General features: G+C 37.4%; 23 protein-coding genes. 2 read left to right on the forward strand and 21 right to left on the reverse strand.

The genetic code is table 11. The annotated features are described in order from the left end of the window. Nucleotides 1-49: 49 nt before the first annotated feature. The 12 genes from AC3CH7_RS05250 to AC3CH7_RS05305 form a co-directional block, all read right to left on the reverse strand. Nucleotides 50-1,153, reverse strand: coding sequence for a mandelate racemase/muconate lactonizing enzyme family protein (locus tag AC3CH7_RS05250; RefSeq protein WP_080718239.1), 1,104 nt, complete (start codon nt 1,151-1,153; stop codon nt 50-52). Between the two features lie 33 nt (nt 1,154-1,186). After that, on the reverse strand, nt 1,187-2,338 hold the full coding sequence (locus AC3CH7_RS05255) for a M20 metallopeptidase family protein (protein WP_031418971.1): 1,152 nt from the start codon (nt 2,336-2,338) through the stop codon (nt 1,187-1,189). A gap of 12 nt (nt 2,339-2,350) precedes the next feature. Beyond that, nucleotides 2,351-3,754: a YfcC family protein gene (locus AC3CH7_RS05260; protein WP_488381602.1), complete on the reverse strand. Its 1,404-nt coding sequence runs from the start codon at nt 3,752-3,754 to the stop codon at nt 2,351-2,353. A 285-nt stretch (nt 3,755-4,039) separates the two neighbouring features. Further along, nucleotides 4,040-4,900, reverse strand: a complete 861-nt coding sequence (locus tag AC3CH7_RS05265) for a LysR family transcriptional regulator (RefSeq protein ID WP_012293226.1) — start codon at nt 4,898-4,900, stop codon at nt 4,040-4,042. Nucleotides 4,901-5,062: 162 nt separating this feature from the next. Beyond that, a complete protein-coding gene (sdaAA, locus tag AC3CH7_RS05270; RefSeq protein WP_012293225.1) occupies nt 5,063-5,971 on the reverse strand; it encodes an L-serine ammonia-lyase, iron-sulfur-dependent, subunit alpha in 909 nt (302 codons plus the stop codon). Between the two features lie 14 nt (nt 5,972-5,985). Next, nucleotides 5,986-6,648 carry an L-serine ammonia-lyase, iron-sulfur-dependent subunit beta gene (sdaAB, locus tag AC3CH7_RS05275; RefSeq protein ID WP_031418969.1) on the reverse strand — a complete coding sequence of 221 codons (663 nt, stop codon included), beginning with the start codon at nt 6,646-6,648 and terminating at the stop codon, nt 5,986-5,988. A 352-nt stretch (nt 6,649-7,000) separates the two neighbouring features. Beyond that, nucleotides 7,001-8,650, reverse strand: coding sequence for a DAK2 domain-containing protein (locus tag AC3CH7_RS05280; protein WP_012293222.1), 1,650 nt, complete (start codon nt 8,648-8,650; stop codon nt 7,001-7,003). 18 nt (nt 8,651-8,668) lie between these two features. Continuing rightward, the gene (locus AC3CH7_RS05285) at nt 8,669-9,028 is read right to left on the reverse strand and encodes an Asp23/Gls24 family envelope stress response protein (RefSeq protein ID WP_012293221.1); all 360 of its coding nucleotides are present in this window, start codon (nt 9,026-9,028) and stop codon (nt 8,669-8,671) included. Nucleotides 9,029-9,411: 383 nt separating this feature from the next. Continuing rightward, complete coding sequence (locus AC3CH7_RS05290; RefSeq protein WP_012293220.1) at nt 9,412-11,016, reverse strand: M20/M25/M40 family metallo-hydrolase; 1,605 nt, start codon at nt 11,014-11,016, stop codon at nt 9,412-9,414. A 37-nt stretch (nt 11,017-11,053) separates the two neighbouring features. Next, on the reverse strand, nt 11,054-12,481 hold the full coding sequence (locus AC3CH7_RS05295) for an amino acid permease (RefSeq protein WP_012293219.1): 1,428 nt from the start codon (nt 12,479-12,481) through the stop codon (nt 11,054-11,056). Nucleotides 12,482-12,591: 110 nt separating this feature from the next. After that, nucleotides 12,592-13,353, reverse strand: a complete 762-nt coding sequence (locus tag AC3CH7_RS05300; protein WP_031418968.1) for a dimethylarginine dimethylaminohydrolase family protein — start codon at nt 13,351-13,353, stop codon at nt 12,592-12,594. Between the two features lie 16 nt (nt 13,354-13,369). After that, the gene (locus tag AC3CH7_RS05305) at nt 13,370-14,242 is read right to left on the reverse strand and encodes a dimethylarginine dimethylaminohydrolase family protein (RefSeq protein WP_031418967.1); all 873 of its coding nucleotides are present in this window, start codon (nt 14,240-14,242) and stop codon (nt 13,370-13,372) included. A gap of 305 nt (nt 14,243-14,547) precedes the next feature. On the opposite strand from AC3CH7_RS05305, the gene AC3CH7_RS05310 reads away from it, so the two are divergent. Together AC3CH7_RS05310 and rpmB are read left to right on the forward strand one after the other, a co-directional pair. Next, nucleotides 14,548-15,291, forward strand: coding sequence for an IclR family transcriptional regulator (locus AC3CH7_RS05310; RefSeq protein ID WP_031418966.1), 744 nt, complete (start codon nt 14,548-14,550; stop codon nt 15,289-15,291). Nucleotides 15,292-15,478: 187 nt separating this feature from the next. Beyond that, complete coding sequence (rpmB, locus tag AC3CH7_RS05315; protein ID WP_004227417.1) at nt 15,479-15,667, forward strand: 50S ribosomal protein L28; 189 nt, start codon at nt 15,479-15,481, stop codon at nt 15,665-15,667. Nucleotides 15,668-15,786: 119 nt separating this feature from the next. Here the strand turns inward: rpmB and spoVM are convergent, their stop codons facing one another. The 9 genes from spoVM to fmt are packed head-to-tail and all read right to left on the reverse strand — an operon-like array spanning nt 15,787 to nt 24,312. Next, the gene (spoVM, locus tag AC3CH7_RS05320) at nt 15,787-15,888 is read right to left on the reverse strand and encodes a stage V sporulation protein SpoVM (protein ID WP_099805045.1); all 102 of its coding nucleotides are present in this window, start codon (nt 15,886-15,888) and stop codon (nt 15,787-15,789) included. An 18-nt stretch (nt 15,889-15,906) separates the two neighbouring features. Next, entirely contained in the window at nt 15,907-16,560 is a 654-nt protein-coding gene (locus tag AC3CH7_RS05325; protein ID WP_036214930.1) for a thiamine diphosphokinase, read from the reverse strand. Continuing rightward, nucleotides 16,557-17,225, reverse strand: coding sequence for a ribulose-phosphate 3-epimerase (gene rpe / locus AC3CH7_RS05330; RefSeq protein WP_012293214.1), 669 nt, complete (start codon nt 17,223-17,225; stop codon nt 16,557-16,559). Before rpe ends, AC3CH7_RS05325 begins: the two co-directional genes overlap by 4 nt. A gap of 2 nt (nt 17,226-17,227) precedes the next feature. Beyond that, complete coding sequence (gene rsgA / locus AC3CH7_RS05335; RefSeq protein WP_012293213.1) at nt 17,228-18,112, reverse strand: ribosome small subunit-dependent GTPase A; 885 nt, start codon at nt 18,110-18,112, stop codon at nt 17,228-17,230. An 11-nt stretch (nt 18,113-18,123) separates the two neighbouring features. Further along, complete coding sequence (pknB, locus tag AC3CH7_RS05340) at nt 18,124-20,112, reverse strand: Stk1 family PASTA domain-containing Ser/Thr kinase (RefSeq protein ID WP_031418964.1); 1,989 nt, start codon at nt 20,110-20,112, stop codon at nt 18,124-18,126. 2 nt (nt 20,113-20,114) lie between these two features. Continuing rightward, nucleotides 20,115-20,864, reverse strand: coding sequence for a Stp1/IreP family PP2C-type Ser/Thr phosphatase (locus AC3CH7_RS05345; RefSeq protein ID WP_031418963.1), 750 nt, complete (start codon nt 20,862-20,864; stop codon nt 20,115-20,117). 6 nt (nt 20,865-20,870) lie between these two features. Beyond that, complete coding sequence (rlmN, locus tag AC3CH7_RS05350) at nt 20,871-22,013, reverse strand: dual-specificity RNA methyltransferase RlmN (protein WP_012293210.1); 1,143 nt, start codon at nt 22,011-22,013, stop codon at nt 20,871-20,873. Next, nucleotides 22,013-23,374 carry a 16S rRNA (cytosine(967)-C(5))-methyltransferase RsmB gene (gene rsmB / locus AC3CH7_RS05355; RefSeq protein ID WP_488381603.1) on the reverse strand — a complete coding sequence of 454 codons (1,362 nt, stop codon included), beginning with the start codon at nt 23,372-23,374 and terminating at the stop codon, nt 22,013-22,015. The genes rlmN and rsmB overlap by 1 nt, the downstream gene beginning before the upstream one ends. Beyond that, nucleotides 23,371-24,312 (reverse strand): methionyl-tRNA formyltransferase, encoded by a 942-nt coding sequence (gene fmt / locus AC3CH7_RS05360; RefSeq protein ID WP_012293208.1) that lies wholly within the window; start codon nt 24,310-24,312, stop codon nt 23,371-23,373. The genes rsmB and fmt overlap by 4 nt, the downstream gene beginning before the upstream one ends. Nucleotide 24,313: the final 1 nt, after the last annotated feature.

A 24,313-nucleotide genomic window follows, 5' to 3' on the forward strand; every position in this document is an offset into this window, starting at 1 on the left:
CTACATATAAGCAAAAACCCTACCATTGATTGATAGGGTTAGATTTTGATTATTTAATTTCACAGGAGAAACATGTAATTTCTTTCACATATTGCTCATCAACTTCTATTCCCAATCCAGCTTTATGGCTTAACTGCAGGATGTCTTTATCGTATGTAACATTTGCCACGTCTTTTACAAACATTAAAGGCCCAACCATCTCGTTGGTATGGATAATCGACTTACTGATCGCTAGGTGTGCCCCAGCCATTGTTGCGATTGCTGATTCTACCATAGAGCCTACTTGACAAGGCATCTCTGCAGCCTCTGCCAGACTTGCAAGAGCTAGAGCTGGATAGATTCCACCTGATTTCATCAATTTTATATTTAGCATATCCGCAGCGCGCATTTCTATGACATCGACTAAATCATAAATATTATGAACACCTTCATCCACCATAATACTACAAGGTGAAAGGGCTCTAATTTCTTTTAATGCTCTTAAATCATGTGCTTTTACAGGTTGCTCGTACCAGTCTACATGACAAGCTGTTGTTTCCCTTATTACTTTTAGTGTCTCCATCCTATTCCAACCTTGATTGGCATCTACCCGGAGTTGCACCTCATCACCTATTGCTTCTCTTACCGCACGAATACGAGCAATATCTAATTCAGCATTTGTACCAACCTTAATTTTAATATTACGGAAACCCGATGCTACAAATTCACTTGCATCTTTAGCCATTTCCTCAGGACTCTTAATACTAATCACTCTTGGCACCTGTAATTCCTTATGTGCTTTTCCACCAATTAATTGATAAACTGGTTGTCCAGTTATTTTCCCCATCAAATCATAGAGCGCAATGTCCAATGCTGCTTTTGCTGAAGGAACTCCATCGATTTTTTCATTAAACTTTTTATGAATACGCTCTACTGCAAATGGGTCTTCATTAATCAATAGTGGTGCTAATTCATGTTTAATAACGTGATACGTACTCTCCCAAGTTTCACCAGTCACATTTTGATCAGGCACAGCTTCGCCCCAGCCAACTACCCCCTTATCCGTCTCGATTCTGGTAAGAATAGTAGGCATATCATCTAAATGAACATACGAAATAACGAATGGTTCCTTTAATTGTAAACGTGCTGCAAACACTTCAACCTTTTTTATCACGATGTAAAACTCCTTTTCGTATAAATAGTTTGATTATTTATGTTGCAAGATAATATTTATAAATAATTGAATCGCATTAGGAAAAACATCTTCATCTAAATCAAATCGTGGATGATGATGTGGATATTGGCTTTTTTCCCCCCCCATACCTACAAAAACAAATGCTCCAGGCTTATGTTGTAAATAATAAGAAAAGTCTTCTCCACCCATGACTGGTTCGACTACCTTAAATGCGGTATCTCCAAATTGTTCACGTACAATCGATTCAATAAATCGCGATTGTGTCGAATCATTGACGAGCGGAGGTGTTCCTAAAATAAAATCGATTTTGCCCTCTGCTCCAAATGCTCGACAAATTCCTTCTGTTAAACTTACCATTTTCGTTTTTATAATTTTTACAGTGTTCGGTGTCAAAGCTCTGATTGTTCCGGTTAATTTTGCCGTATCAGGAATAATATTATAAGTGGTTCCAGCTTGAATATTACCTACTGTAATGACACCCGCATCAATAGGATTAACATTTCTACTTATGATACTTTGAAAAGCCTGCATTAAATGGCTCGCTATATAAATAGGATCAATTGTTTCATGTGGCATTGATCCATGACCACCATATCCTTGAATTATAATTTCAAAATCATCAATAGAAGCCATCATTGGTCCATGTGTTAGTCCCATCTTCCCTTTCTCTAAACCTTGCCATAAGTGAATGCCAAAAATAGCCTCTACATCTTCCAACACACCTTTTTGAATTAATAAATCAGCACCACTTGGGGTGATTTCCTCTGCTGATTGAAATATAAGCTTAATATTCGGCTCGATTTTTTCTCTATTCAAGCTTATCCATGCAGCAACTGCTAATAAAATTGCAGTATGACCGTCATGGCCACACATATGAGCAACACCCTGCTTGTTGGAGATATATGGTTTATCCCCCTCTTCTACTATAGGTAATGCATCTATATCAGCACGTAATGCAATAGTTTTTGATCCATTTGTCCCTTTTATAAATGCCACTACACCTGGAGGTTCGTAATCTAGAATTTCTATATCTAATTCCTCTAGTCTTTGGCGAATAAACTCACTTGTTTCGTATTCCTGACCCGAAAGCTCTGGGTATTGGTGCAGATGACGGCGATCCTCTATTGCTTTTTCTGCTAATTTTTTTATATTCATTATTTCCATTGTTAAACTCCTTTAGAAAGGTCCGTATTGTATGACTTGTGCTATAATAAGCGATATAACAGCTACTGTTATTTGAATAAGCATAAACGGAAAAATCCATTTTATCCATTTCCCCCAAGGAATACCCGCTATTGATAATCCCGCCATTAAAAAACCTACAGTTGGGAATATAATATTCGACATACCATCTCCAAATTGATAGGCAAGTACTGCTGTTTGTCTTGTAACGCCAATCATATCTGATAAAGGCGCCATAATCGGCATTGTTAAGGCAGCCTGTCCACTACCGGATGGTACTAAAAAATTTAAAAGTAACTGGAAGATAAACATCCCTACTGCATTTAGTGCAGGTGGAACTGAATCAAGCAATGCAGACGTGTAAAATAGGATTGTATCAATTAACCCTGAGTTATTGAAAATCACTAAAATAGACTGAGCTAACCCAATGATAAGAGCGCCACCCACTAAGTCTCCTGCACCCTTCATAAATGAATTAGCAATATGTGAAGGTGATAGTTTGCCAATAAGCCCCATTAAAATACCAAACAATAAAAATAAACCGGCTATTTCAGTAATGTACCACCCTAGTTTTACAACCCCATACATCAATACGATAAAATTCAAAAGAAATGTAGCCATAACAAGCTTATGTCTTATTTCCATTTTTGAATTCCCCTGTACAAAACCACTCTCATCATTTCTGAAATTTCCATAAAATCCAATTTCAGGATTATTTTTCACTTTCTTTGCATATCGATAAACATATATTGTTGCTACTGTATATAAGACAATAAATATGACAATTCGAAAAGCAATCCCTGAAAATAAAGGCAAGCCCGCAATTTCTTGTGCTATTCCTACTGTAAACGGATTCATAACAGCTGCCGAAAATCCGACAGATGCACCTAAAATAACAATAGCAAAACCCGTAATTGCATCAAAACCTAAGGCAACAGCCAGCGGTGCAAGAATTCCTACGTACACAATCGTTTCATCAGACATCCCCATTAATGACCCAGCACAGGCGAAAAACAACATCAATACTGGTATTATTAACATTTCACGTTTAGCCATTTTTACAGATAGCATGGCGATAAAGGATTCCAATGCGCCTGTGGCTGAAAGTATTCCAAAGGTACCTCCTACAATCAATACGAAGAAAATAATACTTGCTCCTTGCATCATGCCAGAATGTACGCTACTAAAAATATCTAAAAATCCAATGGGGTTCATCTCTGTAAAACTAAATGTTCCCGGTTGAATCACTTGACGTCCATTAACTTCTTCCCGTTGAAATGAACCAGCTGGGATAAAATACGTTAAAATAGATGCTACAACAATAAGGCAAAAGATTAACACATAAACATTAATTCCTTTTTGTTGCTCAATTTCTTTATTAGCTATAAATTTACTCATCCACCATCCTCCTTCGTTGAATCATTGATTAAAAACAAATTTTTATTACCACTATCAATGCATATCGTATCTCTCCAACATAAAAAGCCATCCCCTTTTTTTGAAATTTCCGTCTTATTCATTGTAATAGATAAAAAAATAAATAAAAAATTACTATTTCGAATAGTTACTATTGATAAATTTACATATAAATTCATCGGGATACATCAAAAAAATTACAAATAAAAAAATGTTACATTCCTGCGATTTCACCAGGTTGCAACATTCTTTTCATATACAAATCATTTAAATTGTTTTCCATGTATCTTTAACTAAATCAATAAAAGTACTTACATTACTAAATGTTTTAGCATTTTGAGGATAGATTAAATAAGTAGGTAACTTTTTAGGGAATCGGTAAAGAACTTGAAGACTCCCTTTACTTACCTCTTTTTGTATAATGAGATCACTCAGCAAGGCTAGACCCACTTGTTCCATTACTGCTCTCTTTATCGCTTCCTCGCTTCCAAATTCCACTATCGTTTGGGGCTTACACTGAATTTCTTGAAGGCAACTGACAATACAGTCATCCATACCATAGGTTATAAAGGGATAATCATCGAATATTTCCTGAACAGTATGATCCTTTATAATAAAAGGATTTCCAACTAATACCAAATCCTCTTCCTCCAATAAAATCCCCTCTACGCCAGCGTAACTCGGGTATCCAGCTACAAAACCTATATCTGCTTGATTTGAACTCACAAGTTTCGCAGTTTCTTTACTATTGGCACAAAGAAGTTTTAGGTTTACCTGGGGATATTGTTTTAAATACGAGCCGATAATATGGGATAAATAATAGCCACAATAAAATTCTGGCGCAGCAATTGTCAAATGGCCAAATGGCTTTTCGAAATTCTTTAAATCCTGTTCCATTTCCTCTATAATCCCAAATAATTGATTTGTATGTTCCTTTACTATTTTTCCTACTTGAGAAAGAAACATTTTCTTGCCTATTCGATTAATTAAGATATGTCCTAATTCTTCCTCTAACGCTTTAATTTGTTGGCTAATTGTAGGCTGGCTATAATTTAAAATTTGAGCCGCTTTTGTAAAGTTGAGGTAAGTTGAAACAACATGAAACGTTTTCAAATTACGTAAATCCATCTCTATTCACGTCCCTGCTATAAATTAAGATACATACATTTCCCTTATTAAAATTTAATTATACTTAAATCGACTATGTACGTAAGAGGGTTTTTCTTTCCATTACGTTATCAACCAACATAAAAACATGCTACCTGTTGGGATAGCATGTTTTTCATGTTTTTATTGGATAGCTTTAATACTTTGTAATCCACCATTTTCGAGAATGGCTTTACTAATAGCCTTACCTGTTGGAGTTGCCGCTAAACCACCGCGTGCTGTCTCTTTCAGGTTTGGACTCATAGATTGTCCAATGCGATACATCGCTCCAATTACTTCATCACATGGAATTCGGCTTGTGACACCTGCTAGCGCCATATCTGCGGCTACAAGAGAATTGGCAGCGCCCATTGCATTACGTTTAACACAAGGTACTTCCACTAAACCTGCTACAGGATCACAAACAAGGCCCAGCATATTTTTTAACGTAATCGCAAATGCTTCTGAACATTGTTGTGGTGTTCCTCCAGCCATCTCAACAATAGCTGCCGCTGCCATACCTGCCGCTGAACCAACCTCTGCCTGGCAGCCACCTTCAGCACCTGAGATGGAAGCATTATTAGCCACAACAAAGCCAAATGCACCAGATGTAAATAAATAACGAATCATTTGCTCACGAGTTGGATTCAGTTTATTTTTCACCGCAAAAAGAGTACCTGGTACAACCCCTGCGGAACCTGCTGTCGGCGTTGCACAAATTGTTCCCATTGCTGCATTGACTTCATTGGTTGCAACTGCTTTACTTACTGCATCTAATAATAAATCCCCCGAAAGTGATTTTCCTTGTGCAATGTAATTTTGAAGTAACACGGCGTCCCCACCAGTTAAACCTGTAACGGATTGTACACCCTTTAATCCACGTTCAACCGCTTCTTCCATCACGGTTAGGTTTCGATCCATTTGTTGAATAATTTCTTCTCTTGTTCTGCCAGTTATCAATATTTCCTGCTCAATCATAATTTCTGATATTAATTTATCTTCCTGTTCTGCTCGTTCCACAAGCTCCCGAACATTATGAAATAAAACGTCCATTCTGGGACACCCCCTTAATTATTAATTTTAGATACTTTTGTAATATATGGAATTAACGAAATCTGCTGTAGCACTTTTTCCTCAATATTTTGATCGACTTCAATAACCATTAAAGCTGTTAAACCACGTTCTATACGTGATACTTCCATATGTCCAATATTAACCTCGTGCATCGCTAAGCAATTGGCTACGTTTGCTATGCAGCCAGCACGATCGTCATGTACAACAAGAATCGCCGGCATGCCACCTGTTAAACGTAATTTAAAGCCATTTACTTCACTTACTTCTATTTTACCGCCGCCAATAGAAATCCCGACAACAGACATTTCACCTTCATCGTCTCCAATAACTAGACGTGCCGTATTTGGATGCTCAGTATTAGCTGTTTCTGGAATAAATTCATATTCCAATCCTGCTTTTTCTGCATCTTCAAATGCCGTTTTAATACGATCATCAAATGTGTCGTAGTTCAATAAGCCCCCAACGATGGCAACATCTGTCCCATGCCCTCTATACGTTTCTGCGAACGAACCATATAAATGAATTTTCGCCCATTTAGGTTGTCTACCAAATAAATCCCTTGCAACTCGTCCGATACGAGCCGCACCTGCCGTATGAGAGGAGGAAGGCCCAATCATCACTGGTCCAATAATATCAAAAACCGAAGTAAATTTCATACAAACACCCCTCTATTCTATTCCTATAATAATATTTATATTTACTTATATCATGCTTGATAGTTACTACAAAAGTAAAGTATTTAATTTGTCAGCTTTCAGAAAATTACCACTACTATAATTTGTGGCCAAACTAGATATGTTATACATTGTCCATACCCTGTGCACATACAACAAAAACCGTTGATATTCCAATATTTCCAATTTTTATATCTTCTAGATACGTACATTCAACTATGAATAGTACGTATGTTTCCGACTAAACAGAGACATCACTTTCTTTGTAGCATAAACAAAAGCAGTACACATTTTGTGCACTGCTTTCTTTACGGGATAGCAAAGTAGCATGTAATTATTCTACTGAAATAATATATGGATATAACCCTTGTTTTCCATCAAATAATTCAACTTCTACGTCTGGATAGTTCTTCTCAATGAATGCTACTAGCTCTGTAGCATCTTGTTCAGTTGTATCCTCTCCATAAATAACTGTGACAATTTCTGCATCCTCATCAACTAAATCGATGATTACTTTTTCAGCTGCATCTTTTAAAGCTGGTGTAGAAAGGACAATTTTCCCTTCTGCTAACGCCATAAAATCATCTTTATGGATTTCAACACCATCAATAGATGTATCACGCACAGCATAAGTTACTTGACCAGTCTTTACATTTGCAAATGCTTCAGTCATCGACTTCTTGTTTAGGTCAACGGCTGCTTCTGGATTAAATGCTAAAATCGCAGCCATACCTTGAGGAATTGTCTTCGTTGGGACAACTGCTGCTTCAATTTCTAACAGCTCTACAGCTTGCTCTGCAGCCATCACAATATTTTTATTATTTGGGAGGATTAAAACTTTTTCTGCACCAATTTCTTGTACCGCTTTCACGATATCTTCTGTTGAGGGGTTCATCGTTTGCCCGCCTTCAATGACATAAGACGCACCAATAGAACGCAATAATCCTGCAACACCCTCGCCCATCGCAATTGTTACAATAGCATATGGATGTTTCTCTATTTTTTTCGTTGTCATAGGTGCCTTATGCTCTTCACCAACGATAGCTGAGTGTTGCTCACGCATATTATCGACTTTTATTTTCATCAGACTACCATATTTTTGTCCAATTGATAAAACAGAACCTGGCTGCTCAGAATGGATATGAACCTTGGCAATTTCTTCATCAGAAATAACAAGTAACGAATCTCCTAAAGGACTTAATTCTTGACGGAATTGCTCCTCATTAAATGGCTCTTTCCCATCTTCTAAGCGCACCATTATTTCTGTACAATAGCCAAATTCAATATCTTCAGTGTTCATAAAGTCTTGAGCTCTATGATGCTCGGCATTGATTAGGTCATCTAATGTCGCATTATTTTTCTCTGGGAGAGGCTCGCCTTTTAAAGAAGCTAAAAATCCTTCATAGACAAACAATAAGCCTTGGCCACCACTATCGACAACCCCTACCTCTTTTAAAACAGGTAATAAATCAGGTGTACGATCTAATGATGCCTTTGCCTCTGCAGTAAAAGCTTCCATAACTGCAATGATATCGGTTTCAGTTTCTGCCACTTCCACACCTTTTTTTGCCGCTTCTCGAGCAACTGTCAGTATTGTTCCTTCGACAGGTTTCATAACGGCTTTATATGCTGTATCTACACCAGCTTGAAAGGCACTAGCAAAACCTTTCGCATCAATTGTCGCTTCTTTTTCAATGAATTTTCCAAATCCACGGAATAATTGTGATAGGATTACACCAGAATTTCCACGGGCTCCCATTAATAAACCTTTTGATAAGGCCTGTGCCGTTTTACCGATATGCTCTGAAGCAGAAAGCTCCGTTTCCTTTGCTCCAGATGTCATCGATAAGTTCATATTTGTCCCTGTGTCACCATCTGGTACTGGGAAAACATTTAATGAATCTACATAATTTGCATTTTGGTATAGGTGATGCGCACCCATTTGTACCATTTCTGCAAACTTTATACCGTCTAAAGACTGCATTCGATTTAGTTCCTCCTCTTAATTCGCTACACGAACGCCCTGTACAAAGATATTGACAGATTTTACGCTCATACCCAATGTTTTATCTACTGTATATTTCACTTTCGACTGTACTTGGTAAGCAACTTCCGAAATTTTTGTCCCGTAACTAACAATAATGTACATATCAATATGTAAATCGTCGTCTTGTTGTCGAATCACAACACCTTTTGTGAAGTTTTCTTTACGTAAAATATCAGTTAGACCATCACGAATTTGATGTTTAGATGCCATGCCAACAATCCCGTAGCATTCTACAGCAGCACCACCAGCAATTTGTGCAAGTACATCTGTTGAAATATCAATTTGGCCGAATTCATTGTTTAACTCAATTGACATAGAAATGCCCCCTTGGCTCTTTTTGACTAAAGTATATTGTAACACTTTCGTTGTAATTTAAGCAACCTAAGGGGGTAAAGAAAGGCTATGTAGCAACGTTTTGTGACTTTAAATCGACGTATTTGTGGATTCATCGAAAATGGTCTTCTTCCAATTAAATTTATTTTCACCAATTTGTTTTATGAAATATAACGCTCGATCAGCAAGTTCACAGCCTATTTATTTACCCTCATATCTCAAAATCTTACCATGACACATGCCTATGTGAGCATCTCCTTATATTTACTTCCAATATAGATTTTTTTCAGCATGAACATGACAAGTCAATACTAGAAATAAAAAAAGCTGATACTATAAAAGCATCAACTTTTTATTGTATTTAATTAAAATAAGCTTTTTATAAGAGTATCTATCATAATAGGCATTTCTTTAAAGGCACTATCTACATGTAATCTTTCTGTTTTTTGGTGTGCATCCTTTCCAAATGGTCCTACATTTAAAACCGGTCCTTGTAATGCGGTCATTTCTTTAAATGGAATATTATACGTATTCCCCCATACAGGTGTATTACGCTCGAAGGCTAACCATTCATCTGATTCATCTGTATAGTTCACATAGCTTAAATCACAAATCCCGTTAAAATAATGTATTTGCTGCACTTCAATGTCGAATGTTTGCGCTGTTTTCTTCATTAATTCAATCGATTTTACAACAAGTGGATGATTGGATGAATTAATAGCCGGGTAATAAGGTGGTGCATATAACAGAACAGTGGCTGGTGCTAATTCCTGACAACGTATCATGAGCTGATCAACGATACGAATTGACTTTTCACGGTCATCCCATGTACTTTGCTTAAGAACTTGAGATTTGATAGAATCGACTTCTTCAGCCCCCAGTTTCCGGACGGCATGTTCTAAGAGAGCTTCATATCGTAATACGTTGACTGTCCCCACACCTTGTACTTTTTCTCGTTTACAGATTTGCAAATACTGTTCGTTACAAGCCGACATTGCTTGGAATGCGACCTTTTCAAATATATCCATTACTTCTGCTGCTGTACGTTTTAATAAAAATACATTATAAAGAGCAGCAGCACGATATGGTGTTTGTGTAGAGTATTCCATTTTCAAGTCTTTTAGCTGTAAAGATACCGGAAGTGGTGTGCTCTCTCCTAAATCTGTTTCGCGGAAAAGAGGATTCCACTCCATATGCTGTGTCATATAAGAAGCAATAAAATTAGCTGTCATTCCCTTTAAAGGCTCACCGACATGTGTTTCTTTGCCATAAAATAGAGCAGCAGGCATAATCTTACCAATAGTGCCTGAATAAATATATTCATTTGTATCAGCGGGTCCTTGTGAAAAGGACGGTTCACTATTTAAAAATAATTGGTACGTTAAATCATACTGTTCACGTATTCTTACAAGCTCTACAACCGCGGCTCTCATTCCCGCTGAATTCACTTCTTCATCTGGGACCGCAGTTAAAATTAAATTAATGGGCCATTGCTCGAAGCTTGCCTTTTCAATTAGCTGCATGTGTAATGCCAGTCCCATTTTCATATCCATTGTGCCACGACCAAACAAATAATTACCTGATTCCAAATCAATTTTAGCGGCTTCTGGTAAATCCTTTTTGTATTTATGCTCCATTAGCTTTTTAGTCAATTCCTCAGGGAAAAAAGCTAGAGGCTCTAACTCACCATATTCCTCAGTATGCACTGTATCGAAATGACTTATTAGCACTACTGTATCGATTGCTGTAGGATGTTTATATAAAGCAGTTACAGCGTTTCTTCCAAGACCTGCCTCATGCAATTCGATAAACTCAGGGTGCTGAGTAAAATATGGAAGCGCTAACAGTTTATTTTTCAATTTATAGGCAAATTCATTTTCCCCCTCAGTCAATGTTCTACTATCCCAGCTAACAATTTCACATAGTAGTGCTCGCAGTTTTTCTGGGGTATTCCACATGTAATTTTCCATAAAAATTCTCCTTTAAATCGAACTCGTTAGAGGGTTTTTAACGAATATCTGATGACTCTTCATTTTTGGTGTCTGTAGTAGCATTAGATGCTTTTTTTAATTTCAATCGATAAAAAATCATACAGGCAATAAAAAAGCCAATGCCATACAATAGGCCAATTCTTTGGGTTGGATCAAATGCTAAAAAAATCAGAATTACTAAGCAAAAGAAAATACAAAATATAGGTATTAACGGAAATAATGGTGTTTTAAATTTTAAATCTGCCAAATTTCCACCAGACTTTATATAACGATAGCGGAACATTAATTGAGAAGCACAAATGCCCATCCATGAAATCGTGACAGATATTCCTGCAACCGACATTAATAAAACAAATACCGCATCTGCTTCCATCACACTTGTTAATAATGATAATAGTGAGAAAGCCATCGTAAAGATTAGTGCATTTAGAGGTACTTTATTTTTAGTAAGACGCCCAAATAATTTTGGTGCCATTCCCTCATGTGACATAGAGAACAGTAAACGAGTTGACGCATACAAACATGAATTACCGACAGATAGGATTGCGGTTAAAATAACAAAATTCATAATACCTGCTGCATAGGGAACACCAGCTATATGCATCAACGTCACAAATGGACTCTCCATTAGACCAAGCTCTGAGGATGGGAAGATGGCTGATAATACGATAATAGAAGCAATATAAAAAACTATAATTCTAAAAAGAATTGTCCGAATAGCTCTTGGTATATTTTTTTCAGGATTTTCGGTTTCACCAGCTGCAATTCCCACAAGCTCTGACCCTTGATAAGAAAAAATAACATTCATCATCGTGACAAAAATAATGGAAATACCCGCTGGGAATAAGCCAGACGGTGCTAAATTTGTCAAATGAGGTGTTGGACGATCTGCTAAAGGTATCAAGCCAAAAATAGCAGCCCCACCTATGATGATAAAGGCAATAACTGCGATTACTTTAATACTCGCAAACCAAAATTCTGCTTCAGCAAATCCCTTTGTAGTTAAAGCATTTAAGACAAATAAAAGAACCATAAATACAGCACACCATATCCAAATAGGTATATCTGGAAACCAATGCTGCATTAAAATTCCAGCAGCTGTAAACTCAACACCCGCTGTCGCCGCTGACCCGACAAAGTACATCCAGCCCAATGAAAATCCAGCTGAGGGGCTAATAAAACGTGTAGCATATGTTTGAAAGGAACCGGTAACAGGCATGTAAACAGCTAATTCCCCTAGACAATTCATGACCATAAATAAAATTAACCCACCGAATAAATAGCCAATTAGTGCTCCACCTGGGCCCGCTTGATTAATGGTATAGCCAACATTTAAAAATAACCCTGTTCCGATAACTCCCCCTAGAGAAAGCATTAATAAGTGACGACTTTTCATCGAACGGTTTAGTTGTTGATTGTGAAATTGATCCCCATTATCCAACATCCATTTAACCCTCCCATATATTGTGAATTTATAGAATATTCTGATATATAAACAACCAAAGTACCCAATCAATTTATCTCTTTTAAATTGATTGGGTTAAGCAGTCCTACTTAAAAACGTAATGATAGGCAGCTTAAGCCACCATCATGTTTTCTAAATTCGGACATCTCTAGTTCAATCGTTTGATAACCTAGGTCAAGTAATTTGCGATTTGTTTCTGGGTATCCAGCTGGAATAATAATATAATCATTGACTTGGATACAGTTAGCAGAGTATTCATCTTCCTTTGGAATGATAATTTTTTCATAGGATTCAAATGCCGGATGATCCACGAACTCACCAGCTAGCACCATACGATTGTCTCCTACATAAGCAATACCAGTTTTTAAATGGAAGAATTCTTTTAATGGGATAATCGTCGCCTCATAGCCCTCTTGTTCAACGATTTCCTTAAATTGTTGAGCCCCTTCTTCATTTGTACGATCTGAAATTCCTACATAAAATTTCTTTTCAGCCTGTAATACATCTCCTCCATCAAGCGTTCCAGATCCTTTTATATAATAAATTTTATCGTAGAATTGCTTTACAGCAGGTTCGATATCTTCAATTTCACGGTTACGAGCAGCAGCCCCTGGATTTGAAATGATAGCAAATTCTGGTGTTAAAACAGCCGTATCCTCTACAAATGTTGAGTCAGGAAATGCCTCATTTACTGGTAATTGTGTTACCTCTACCCCACATTTTTTTAAAGCCTCTACATACTTTTCATGCTGTTCATATAATTTTTCTAAAATTGGTTTTCCTAAATCACTAGTTGTTAAACCGTTTACAAAACTATTTCCTGGATTTTTAACAATAACATTTTTAAACATATTCTTTTCTCTCCTTTTATGCTCTTATTACTGGACAAGTCAGACATGTAGGGCCGCCTGTTCCTAACACAGAAATTTGATGACCTTTATATTCAAAAACTGTTGCACCAGCTTGAATCAGTTGCTGTTTTGTGACCGTGTTTCCTTCAGGAATAACACAAACTCGTGGTGCAAGCGCTAACACATTACAGCCAAGTGTATCGTATTCATCCTTTGGAACTTCCACTAACTGAATACCTCTTTCCACTAGCAATTGGCGGAAAAATACAGGCATTAAACGGGAATGTACAACAGCTAAATCTTTATCAACCATACTAATGAAAGACATTAGATGTAAGCATTCAGCTTCACCTAAATCATGTGGTAGCTGGACAACAATAAATTCATCTACCATTTCAGCTGTCATTTCTTTTAGCTGACGAATGGCTTCATCATTTGTTCGATATCCCCTACCGACAGCAAGTGTTCGATCATCTAACCAAACAATGTCTCCACCATCTGCTACTGCATCGCCAGTGAGTTCTCCAATTATTGAAATACCCTTGTCCTGTAAAAATGCTTTGTAGATGGAAGCCTCTGGCTGTCTTAATTTTTTTCCAGACTTTAATAAAATGGCACCCTTTGGCGTGAATTTTACTGGATCATGGGCATAAAGCGAATCTAGCCCCACCTCGTCTGACAATGGTAGATAATCAATTGTGTCAACATACTTTTTAAGAATCTCAACAAACTCTGCATATTCCTTTAATGCTTCTTCAAAGTTGGGCTCAGATAAGTAGTTAAAAGTTTTCCATTCATCACTAAGATGTTTCTGGCTTCGGAAAGCATCTTTTGGATGTTTTACTATGACGTGTTTTAAAGGTGTATACATTGATGAGCAATAATGCATTCCCTTCACTCCTTTTCCGTGTAGTGGAAAACGTTTCCGTTAAGAGGAAAGTTTATATGAAAAATATATGCGTTTTATGTTATACTGTCAATATATTTAGAAAACTTTTTATTTTTCACTTTCTTCTCAAACTACTAAGAAGGCTCTGCTGTATTTGGTCGGAATTTTCAATTCCCATTCTTTTTGTCTTAAAATTATTTATTGAATGAAGTTTGACTTTTCATAGTACCTCAGGGGCCCAGTAAGATTGGAACTAGACGTAGATGGAGAATAAAAATAAAATAGGAGAAAAGGAGGTAGGACAAATGCAATTATTAGAGCGAGCTATGACTATTGCGAAGGTTTTAGCTTCTGAAGCAAATGACAGTAGCTTGTCCATTTCAGAGCTTTCAACAAAATGTGATTTACCTCTAAGTACTTTACATAGAATTTTAAAAGCGATGATTAACCAAGGAATGATTGAGCAAGATGAACAAACCAAACATTATCGACTCGGTACCATTTGGATGGAACTCGGTTTGCAAGTCTACGATACGATGGATTATATTAGCAAAATCCGACCAGAGTTAGAGCGATTAGCAAGAGATGTTGAGGAAAGTGTATATTTAAGTAAGCCAGCAGGTTTAGATACGATTATTATTGAAAGAATAGATAGTGCTGCTAATCCGATTCGTATTTATGACCAATTGGGTATTCGTATACCACTACATATCGGAGCAGCTAATAAAGCTATTCTTGCCTCTATGTCTCCCTCACACTCGAAAGAAATATTAGATCAGCTAGTAACACAAGATGAAATACCTGAGTTGGAGGAACAGCTTCGTCAAATTCGACAACAAGGTTATGCGATTAGTCACGGAGAACGAACAGCTGGTACTTCTTCCATTGCCGTTTCCGTTTTAGATGGTTTTGGTGAAGTCGTAGGAGCAGTTAGCATCGGTTTCGTTAGCTTCAATGTTTCGCAAGAGCACGTTCAAACACTCATTGAACGTTTAGTTAATACTGGAAAACGCGTCTCACTGAAACTTGGTTATCGAGGAAAAGATTAGAAGAACTGATTCTTTCAAAGAAAATCTATTTTTGTTCACCAATTTTGCCTGTAAAGGTTTTTTTCTTGAAAGGTTATGTGAAAACTGTTGCACTGAGCGCCATCGTATGTTAAATTATTATGGTATGTGAAATACCGAACTGAAATATAATAATCTTTCAGCATCAACAGTAAGGAGGGAATACAACATGCCAAAACAATGTGTAATCACAGGACGTAAAGCTCGTACTGGTAACAACCGTTCCCACGCTATGAACGCTAACAAACGTACTTGGGGTGCTAACCTTCAAAAAGTTCGTATCTTAGTTGACGGTAAACCAAAACGTGTATGGGTTTCTGCTCGTGCATTAAAATCAGGTAAAATCGAGCGCGTTTAATCGACGCTTCTAAAAAATCGATTTCGCTTTGAGCGTAAATCGATTTTTTTCTTTTGTTATAGAATGATTAACTGCATAAAAATCTACATATAGCAAAGAATGAAAAAATCCGACTACTTTTAGTCGGATTTTTTTACTTTCTTATCTTTTTTAAATAGGTTAATACATGTGCGCGTGATACTACTAACAAATTTCGGCAATTGGAACGTATATACTTTCAGGACTCTCTCCCCCTTACGCTAATCTATGCTTCTTATCATTAAACATATGCCTCTTGAGAAAGATATAGACCCTGAAGTTCCTATTATTTCATTACTTGTAAATCGCGATGTACCTAAAGTGATTTCTTCTTTCGTTGTTTCATATTTTACTTGCCTTAATGTCACATCTTTAATAGGCTCTTCATGTGCAAAGAAGGATAAGTAACGGTATCGGCTATCTGCATAAATAGCATGTGTACCCGGCAATAAAAATTGCAACATATTTGTATGATTAATAATCTTGAATACAATGTGTGGATGCTCTTTTTGTAAACGATAAATAGAGCGAACAGCTGCCTCGTAATGATCTAAACGCCCTCCAGTAACACCTGTCAAAATAATTTCTTGAGGTGCAAACGTAAATGCTTTAAGCAAGGCTAAATCTGTATCTGTTTCATTTTTCTCTTCCTTAAAACGTTGCTGATCATTTGTCTGTGCCAACACCAACTGATATTCTTCATCTGATAATGAATCAAAATCACCAACAATTGCATGTGGCGTAATACCCTGCTCTATTAAATACAAAGCCCCTCGATCTGCACCAATAAACACTACATCCCGTTGTGATTGAAGCGATGTGAGCGAGCATAGTTCTTGTTTTGGACCACCTGCACAAACAACGACTGTCGTCATCCTTTAATCGCTGCCTCACCAGCCGCTAAAATTTCCTGAAGTGCAGCTGTTCGATCCTCTTTACTATAGATGGCTGACCCTGCCACAAAAATCGTCGCCCCTGCCTGTGCACATGGAACAATCGTTTCTGCTGTAATTCCACCGTCAATTTCAATAGCGATGTCCAACCCACGCTCTTTAATCAGTGTTGATAAAGCCTCAATTTTAGGCACAACCGAATGAATGAATTTTTGTCCGCCAAACCCTGGATTGACAGTCATTAATAATACCATATCGATATCTTCTAGGACATGCTGAATAGATTCGATTGGTGTATGTGGATTTAATACAACCCCCGCCTTTATACCATACGAACGGATTAATTGGATTGTTCGATGTAAATGACGACATGCTTCAGCATGCACCGTAATATAGTCTGCTCCAGCTTGAGCAAACTGTTCAATATACTGATCTGGGTTTTCAATCATTAAATGTACATCTAATGGTAAATCTGTTAATGGACGGATAGCATCTAATACGATTGAGCCAAATGAAATATTCGGCACAAAATGGCCATCCATCACATCTATATGAATTAGCTTTGCACCCGCTTGCTCTACTTCCTTTACTTCTTCTCCTAATTTCGCAAAATTAGCTGCTAAAATTGATGGTGCTATTTGTATCATCCTTAATACCTCGGCTTTCGATCCATAATTTCTTGCATAAATTGTTCGTAATGTTTATAGCGGTAGTCACGAATTTCTCCTGCTTCTACTGACGCTTTAACTGCACATTTAGGCTCTTTCATGTGTAAACAGCCTCTGAATTTACAATGATCCGCCATTCTAGCTATTTCAGGAAAACATGCGCCTAATTCTTCTTTCTCAATTTCATCAAAATCAAACGAACTGAATCCAGGAGTATCGGCCAATAAACCATCACAGACCTCAATCAATTCGACGTGACGTGTTGTATGTTTTCCTCGCCCTAGGCTCTGTGAGATAATACCTGTTTTTAAATTTAATTCGGGGATTAATGTATTCAGCAATGTTGATTTTCCAACACCAGATTGGCCTGCTAGGACAGTTGTTTTTCCCTTTAAAATAGGCTGCAATCTTTCCACCAATTCTTCTTCATCTTTGTAAGTTTGAAGAACTGTATAGCCCATATTTTCATAATCAGTTATATAACTCTGTAATTCCGTACGTTCGTCATTTTCTAGCAAATCCATTTTTGTTAGACAAATAATAGGGTGCACATGGAACGATTCTAAAACAACTAAAAAGCGATCGAGTAATATGGTATTGAAATTAGGCTCTTTTACAGAAAACACTAAAATACCTTGATCAATATTGGCAATTGGTGGCCGAACCAATTCATTTTGACGTTCTAAAATCTTTTGAATGGTCCCATCCGATCCTTCTGTTTCCAAAGAATATTCTACAATATCACCGACAAGCGGGGATTCTCCGCGATTGCGAAAGACCCCACGTCCTCGACATTGAATAAGCTGATGACCGTCATAAACATAATAATAACCACTTAATGCTTTTCTTATTTGGCCTTGAGCCATCCAATTCCTCCTTAATTGACATCATTATAGTTAACTTTTTCTTCTAAGATGATTTCTGAGTCACGGATAATTCTATAACTCGCATCTTTGCCTTCTTCAATAACAAGCTGTATATTGTAAGGCGTATCATTTAAAATTTCCAACTCTGTAACTGGTTCAGAAAATGTATGATTTTTATCTTGAATTTCAATGCGAACTTTTTGAGGTACACCCTCTTCTTTAGGTTTATACTCAATGACTACGGGCTTAAGCAAAAGTTTTTCAGGCTTTTTAGCTGGTCCTTTACTGATAACAACCGATATAACAGAGCCTTCCTCCACCATAGTACCAGCTTTTGTCAATTGTGAAATTACACTGCCAGCAGGAATCGTCTCATGATAATCTTCACGAGATACACGCCAATTGAGGCCCACTCTATTGACATAGTTATCCATATCCGCTTTCGTATAATTCACAACACTTTCCACCCTTACCATTCGAACTCCTTGACTTACTTTAAAGGTCATTGTTTCCTCTTTCGCTATCACTTCTGTATCAGCTGGAATACTTTGCTCGATAATTCTACCTTCAGGTTCACGAGAAGGAACTTCCTCTTTTCTAACTTCTTTATACTTTCCTTTTATTAAAGCCTCTACTTGACTATAATTTTGTCCCACATAATTATCAACGGTCGTTGTCTCCACGCCTAGACTAACAATTAGGTCGATCTCTGAGCCTTTTGCTCGCATCGAATTTTTTTCTGGGTCTGTTTCAATGACATGACCCTTTTCAATGTCTTCATGATTTCGCTCCTGGTGCTCCTCAGCAACCACAAATCCCTCTGCCACTAATTTTTTTGTAGCATCCTCTACAGTCAAATTTGTCACATCCGGGACAGCTATTTTTTTCGGGCTAAATAAATCTGCTGCGAATATGAAGAATAAGAAGATGATAATTACTGCTATCAATAATCCTGCCACAAACTTAGGCCACTTTTTCTTCTTTGCTTTAGCAGGAATAGGTTTTTCTACAGGTTTTTTAGGTTGCGCCTGAGCTGGAGATGTATAGTCCACAATAGGTTCAATGACCCTTGTTTTAGTTAAATCTTCATCTTTCTTTAAAACTTCCTCTTTAATAATTGGAATAGCTTTTGTCGCATCATTATCCACTGGTATGACAAACTTTGGTTCATTTATTCGGGAAGATGATAATACGGTTTCCAAATCTTCATACATTTCTTCCACTGTATTATAGCGATGGGAAGCTGCTTTGGCTGTTGCCTTAAGTACTACATTTTCTAAGCTTTGTGGAATGGTTCCATCAAAAGCACGAACAGAAGGTGTTTCTGCTTGTAAATGCTTAAGTGCAATAGAAACAGCTGACTCCCCAGAAAAAGGTAATTCACCTGTTAATAATTCATACAATACTATACCCAGTGCATATATGTCAGATTGATTTGTAGCTGTACCGCCCCTAGCTTGCTCTGGTGATAAGTAATGCACTGTCCCTAATACAGAATTCGTTTGTGTAAAGGATGTAGCACTTAACGTCATGGCAATTCCAAAATCAGTTATTTTTACATTACCCTCTGCATCCATCAAAATATTTTGTGGTTTAATATCACGATGAATAATATGATTTTCATGGGCATTAGCAATAGCAGACGTTAATTGCTTCATAATATGCACACTTCTAGCTGGTGAAATTGGTGCAAATTCTTGTATGTACTGCTTTAAAGTTTTTCCTTGAACATATTCCATCACAATATAGTGTAGATCACCATCGTCACCTACATCATAAACACTAACAATATTAGGATGTGTAAGACTTGTAGCAGACAGTGCCTCACGTTGAAAACGTCGATGTAATTCATCCTCATTGGAAAAATCATAGCGTAATATTTTTATGGCCACATCCCGATTTAATATCATATCATGAGCTAAATAGACATTGGACATACCCCCGCCACCAATGAGTTCTAAAATCTTATAACGGTCACTAATTCTTTTACCTACAAGCATTCTTACACCTCCTCATCCTTTTTAGTTAGCAGCACGAGGGAGATATTATCTTCTCCCCCGCTAGCATTTGCTAATTCTACAAGTTTACGTCCTTTTTCCATTATAGGTTCGGGATACGTAATGATTGAAGCCATTTCATAGACAGTTAGTTTATTACTTAATCCATCTGAACAAATGAGTAAATACGAATTTGATGCCAACTCTACTTCATAAAAATCTGGTTCAATTGCTTCCTCTGTACCAACAGCTTTTAAGATAAAATTTTTCTTTGGATGCGTCAAAGCTTCCTCTTCACTAATTTCTCCATTTTCAACCAGTACATTAACATAAGAATGATCCCTTGTTATTTGTTGTGCACCATCTTCAAAGAAATAATACACACGACTATCACCAACATGTGCAATGAAACAATGATGTTCTTCTATTAACACTGCAATAAACGTCGTGCCCATTCCTTTACAGTCTTCGTGTGATAAAGAATAGTCATAAATATTTTTATTCAATTGCTTTACTGTTTGTAATAACCATTCTTTCTTTGATGTTGTTGATTCAAAATGATGTGCGTCTGCCTGTAAAAAAAAGGTCTCCATCTGTTTTATTGCCATATCACTTGCTACATCTCCAGCATTATGACCACCCATGCCGTCCGCCACAAGTGCTAGTGCAAGCCCGTCAGGACGTTTAAATAATGCAGCACGGTCTTCATTAATGGATCGTTTTAAACCAATATCACTTTCGACTGTGTATTCCAACACCGGTCACCTCGTTTCTTCAGATCTCTCTTGCGCACGTAATTGACCACACGCTGCTGCAATATCAGAACCTTGCTCTCGGCGGATCGTTACGTTTATCCCATTTTTCTTTAAGGTTTTTTCAAACGCAAAAATTTGGCTACGAGACGTACGAACATAATCACGTTCTGGTACATAGTTAACAGGAATTAAGTTAACATGGCATTTAATTCCTTTAATTAAAGCAGATAGCTCCTCTGCAATTTCTACTGAATCATTTTCACCAGACATTAATCCATATTCAAAACTCACACGTCTACCAGTTTTTTTAGTATAGTATCGAACAGCTTCCATTAACTCATCTAATTTATAGGCACGCGCAATTGGCATAAGCTTTTGACGAGCCTCTTGATTTGGTGCATGTAAAGAAACCGCAAAGTTAATTTGTAATTGTTCATCAGCAAACTGATAAATTTTTGGAACGATTCCTGATGTGGATACCGTAATGTGACGTGCACCAATATTTAACCCTTTTTCATGATTGATCACTTTTAAGAAGTTCATCATAGCATCATAGTTATCGAAAGGTTCACCAATCCCCATAATAACAATATGTGATACTCGCTCATTTACCTCATCTAAAGTTTGCTGCACTTTTACAACTTGCTCTACAATTTCCCCAGCCAATAAATGTCGCTTCAAACCACCTAAGGTTGAGGCGCAAAATGTACAGCCAATACGGCATCCTACCTGTGTTGTCACACAAACAGAGTTTCCGTATTCATGACGCATTAATACCGTTTCTATAGAGTAACCATCCTGTAATTGAAATAAAAACTTAATGGTACCATCTTTAGACTCTTGCTTAATAATTGTTGACAAGGTAGATAATGCAAAATTTGCAGCTAGCTTGTCCCTTAATCCCTTCGAAAGGTTTGACATTTCTTCAAATGTCTTAACACGTTTATTATATAACCAATCAAAAATCTGTGCCGCACGGAAAGGTTTTTCTCCATTTTCCTTTAACCAATCCTCTAATTGATGTGGTTGGAAAGAATAAATGGATTCTTTTAAATTTGGTTTTTCCTTTTTCGCACGTCGAACGGGCTTTTCTTCTGCTTCTTCAACTAAATCGTTGATACGTTCATTAAATTTCTTTTGATCCACCATTAGTTGGATTCTCCTTTTTTACGAAAGGCGGCAACGAAGAAACCGTCACTGCCAAAGTCTTGTGGAAAGACTTGAAGCATGCCATTAGCTTGCTTTTCCGCTAATTTTGTTGGTAAAGATTCTAGTTGTATCGCTTCCATTTCTGGATGCGCTGCTAAAAAGGCATTTACTGTGCCCTCATTTTCTTGCTTATCGACTGTACATGTACTGTACACAAGCTTACCCTTTATCTTCAATACTTTTGTCGCTGCATCCAATAATGCTAGTTGGATTGTTTGAAGATTTTCTAAATCTTCTTCTCGCTTCGTATATTTAATATCAGGTTTACGTCGCATAACCCCTAGTCCACTACATGGTGCATCCACTAAAATGGCGTCATACGACTCAGCTTGTAAAAATTCAGGAGCTTTGCGTCCATCAATTGGAGCTGTTTCAATAATATCTAGCCCTAGACGTTCTGTATTATGGTCGATTAAATCTAATTTATGTGGATGAAGGTCTGTTGCTAAAATAGAGCCTTCATTTTTCATGATTTCAGCTAGATGTGTTGTTTTACCGCCTGGTGCCGCACACATATCCAAAACACGCATACCAGGGGAAGGTTTTAGAACATTGGCTGGTATCATTGAACTCTCATCTTGAATAGTAATATGCCCCTCTTTAAATGCATTGGTACGGGCAGGTTGACCATTTGTTACGTGTAGACATTCTGGGATAACGTCGCTTTGTTTCGCTGTTAAACCTTCTTCTTCGAGTTCCGCCACAGCTTGCTCAACAGTTACCTTCGTTGTATTGACACGAACAGTTTGTATAGGTGGTACATTATTTTCATGTAACATACCTGTAGCTACTTCTAAACCATAGTTATTAACAAAACGTTGTACTAGCCAAATAGGATGACTTGTTTCAATAGCCAGACGCTCAATAGGATTTTCTATATCATTTATAGAAGGGACACCTTGACGCAAGACAGATCTTAAAATACCATTGACTGTCGATGCAATACCGCGATGCCCTCGGCGCTTCGCAATTTCTACTGCCTCATTAACAGCAGCATGCGCTGGGATACGCGTTAAATATTGCATTTGATATAAAGATATTCGTAATAACCAACGAACCCAATGATCTATAGAGCCACGGATAAAAGGCTCTAAGTAATAATCAAGTGTCATTTTATGTTGCAATGTACCATATGTTAATTCTGTTAATAAAGCGCGATCCTTCGCCTCTATCTTATGTCGTTTAATGGTTTCATTGAGAAGTAAATTGCTATAGGCTTGATTTTTATCAACGGCTAACAGAATAGATAGTGCGGCGTCTCGCACATTTCCATCCCAAATAACTACACGTTTTTTACTCATTTAAATTGGTCCCCAATCTGTAATTTAGAACCTGTACCACGTAAATATTCCTCAGCTGTCATGCGCTTTTTACCTGCAGGTTGTACATCATATAATGCCAATGTTGTCCCATTGCCTGCCGCCACTTCAAAATGGTCTTTCGCAATTGCAACAACAGTACCAGGAATAGTATCATGCTTGCTTTTGCCTATAGTCGCCCACCATACTTTAAAATTACCATCTTCAAAAGTGGTATAAGCTACAGGCCATGGATGAAGCCCGCGTACTTGATTGTAAAGAGTTGTGGCGTCATTTGTCCAATCAATACGTTCCTGTTCTCTCGAAATATTGCTCGCAAAGGTAACTTGCGTTTCATCTTGTACAGTGCGGTTATTTGTTCTATTAATAATAGATGGAAGTGTGTCCTTTAATAAATCTCGACCAACCATACTTAGCTTATCAAAAACTCTACCCGTATGATCATCTAGTTCAATAGGGATAGCTCTTTGTGAAATAATATCACCGGCATCAAGCTTTTCTGCCATATACATGATTGTTACGCCAGTTTCTTTTTCACCATCTATAATAGCTTGGTGTATAGGAGCGCCTCCACGATATTTTGGTAATAATGAAGCATGGACATTAATACAGCCAAGTGAAGGAGCATCCAAAAGTTCTTTCGGTAATATTTGTCCAAATGCAGCGGTAATGACTATATCTGGCTGTAACGAAAGAATTTGTTGTAGTTCCTCAGATCCACGTAGTTTTTCTGGTTGTATAATAGGTAATCCTAGCTCTAATGCTGCGGCCTTAACAGGTGGTGGTGTCAATATACGTTTACGTCCTACAGGTCGATCAGGTTGTGTCACCACTGCTTTAATATCGTACCCCTCTTCATGTAGCATACGCAAAATGGGTGCGGAGAAGTCAGGTGTCCCCATAAAAATAATCGAAGTCATT

This window comes from Lysinibacillus sp. F12 (genome assembly GCF_057773605.1).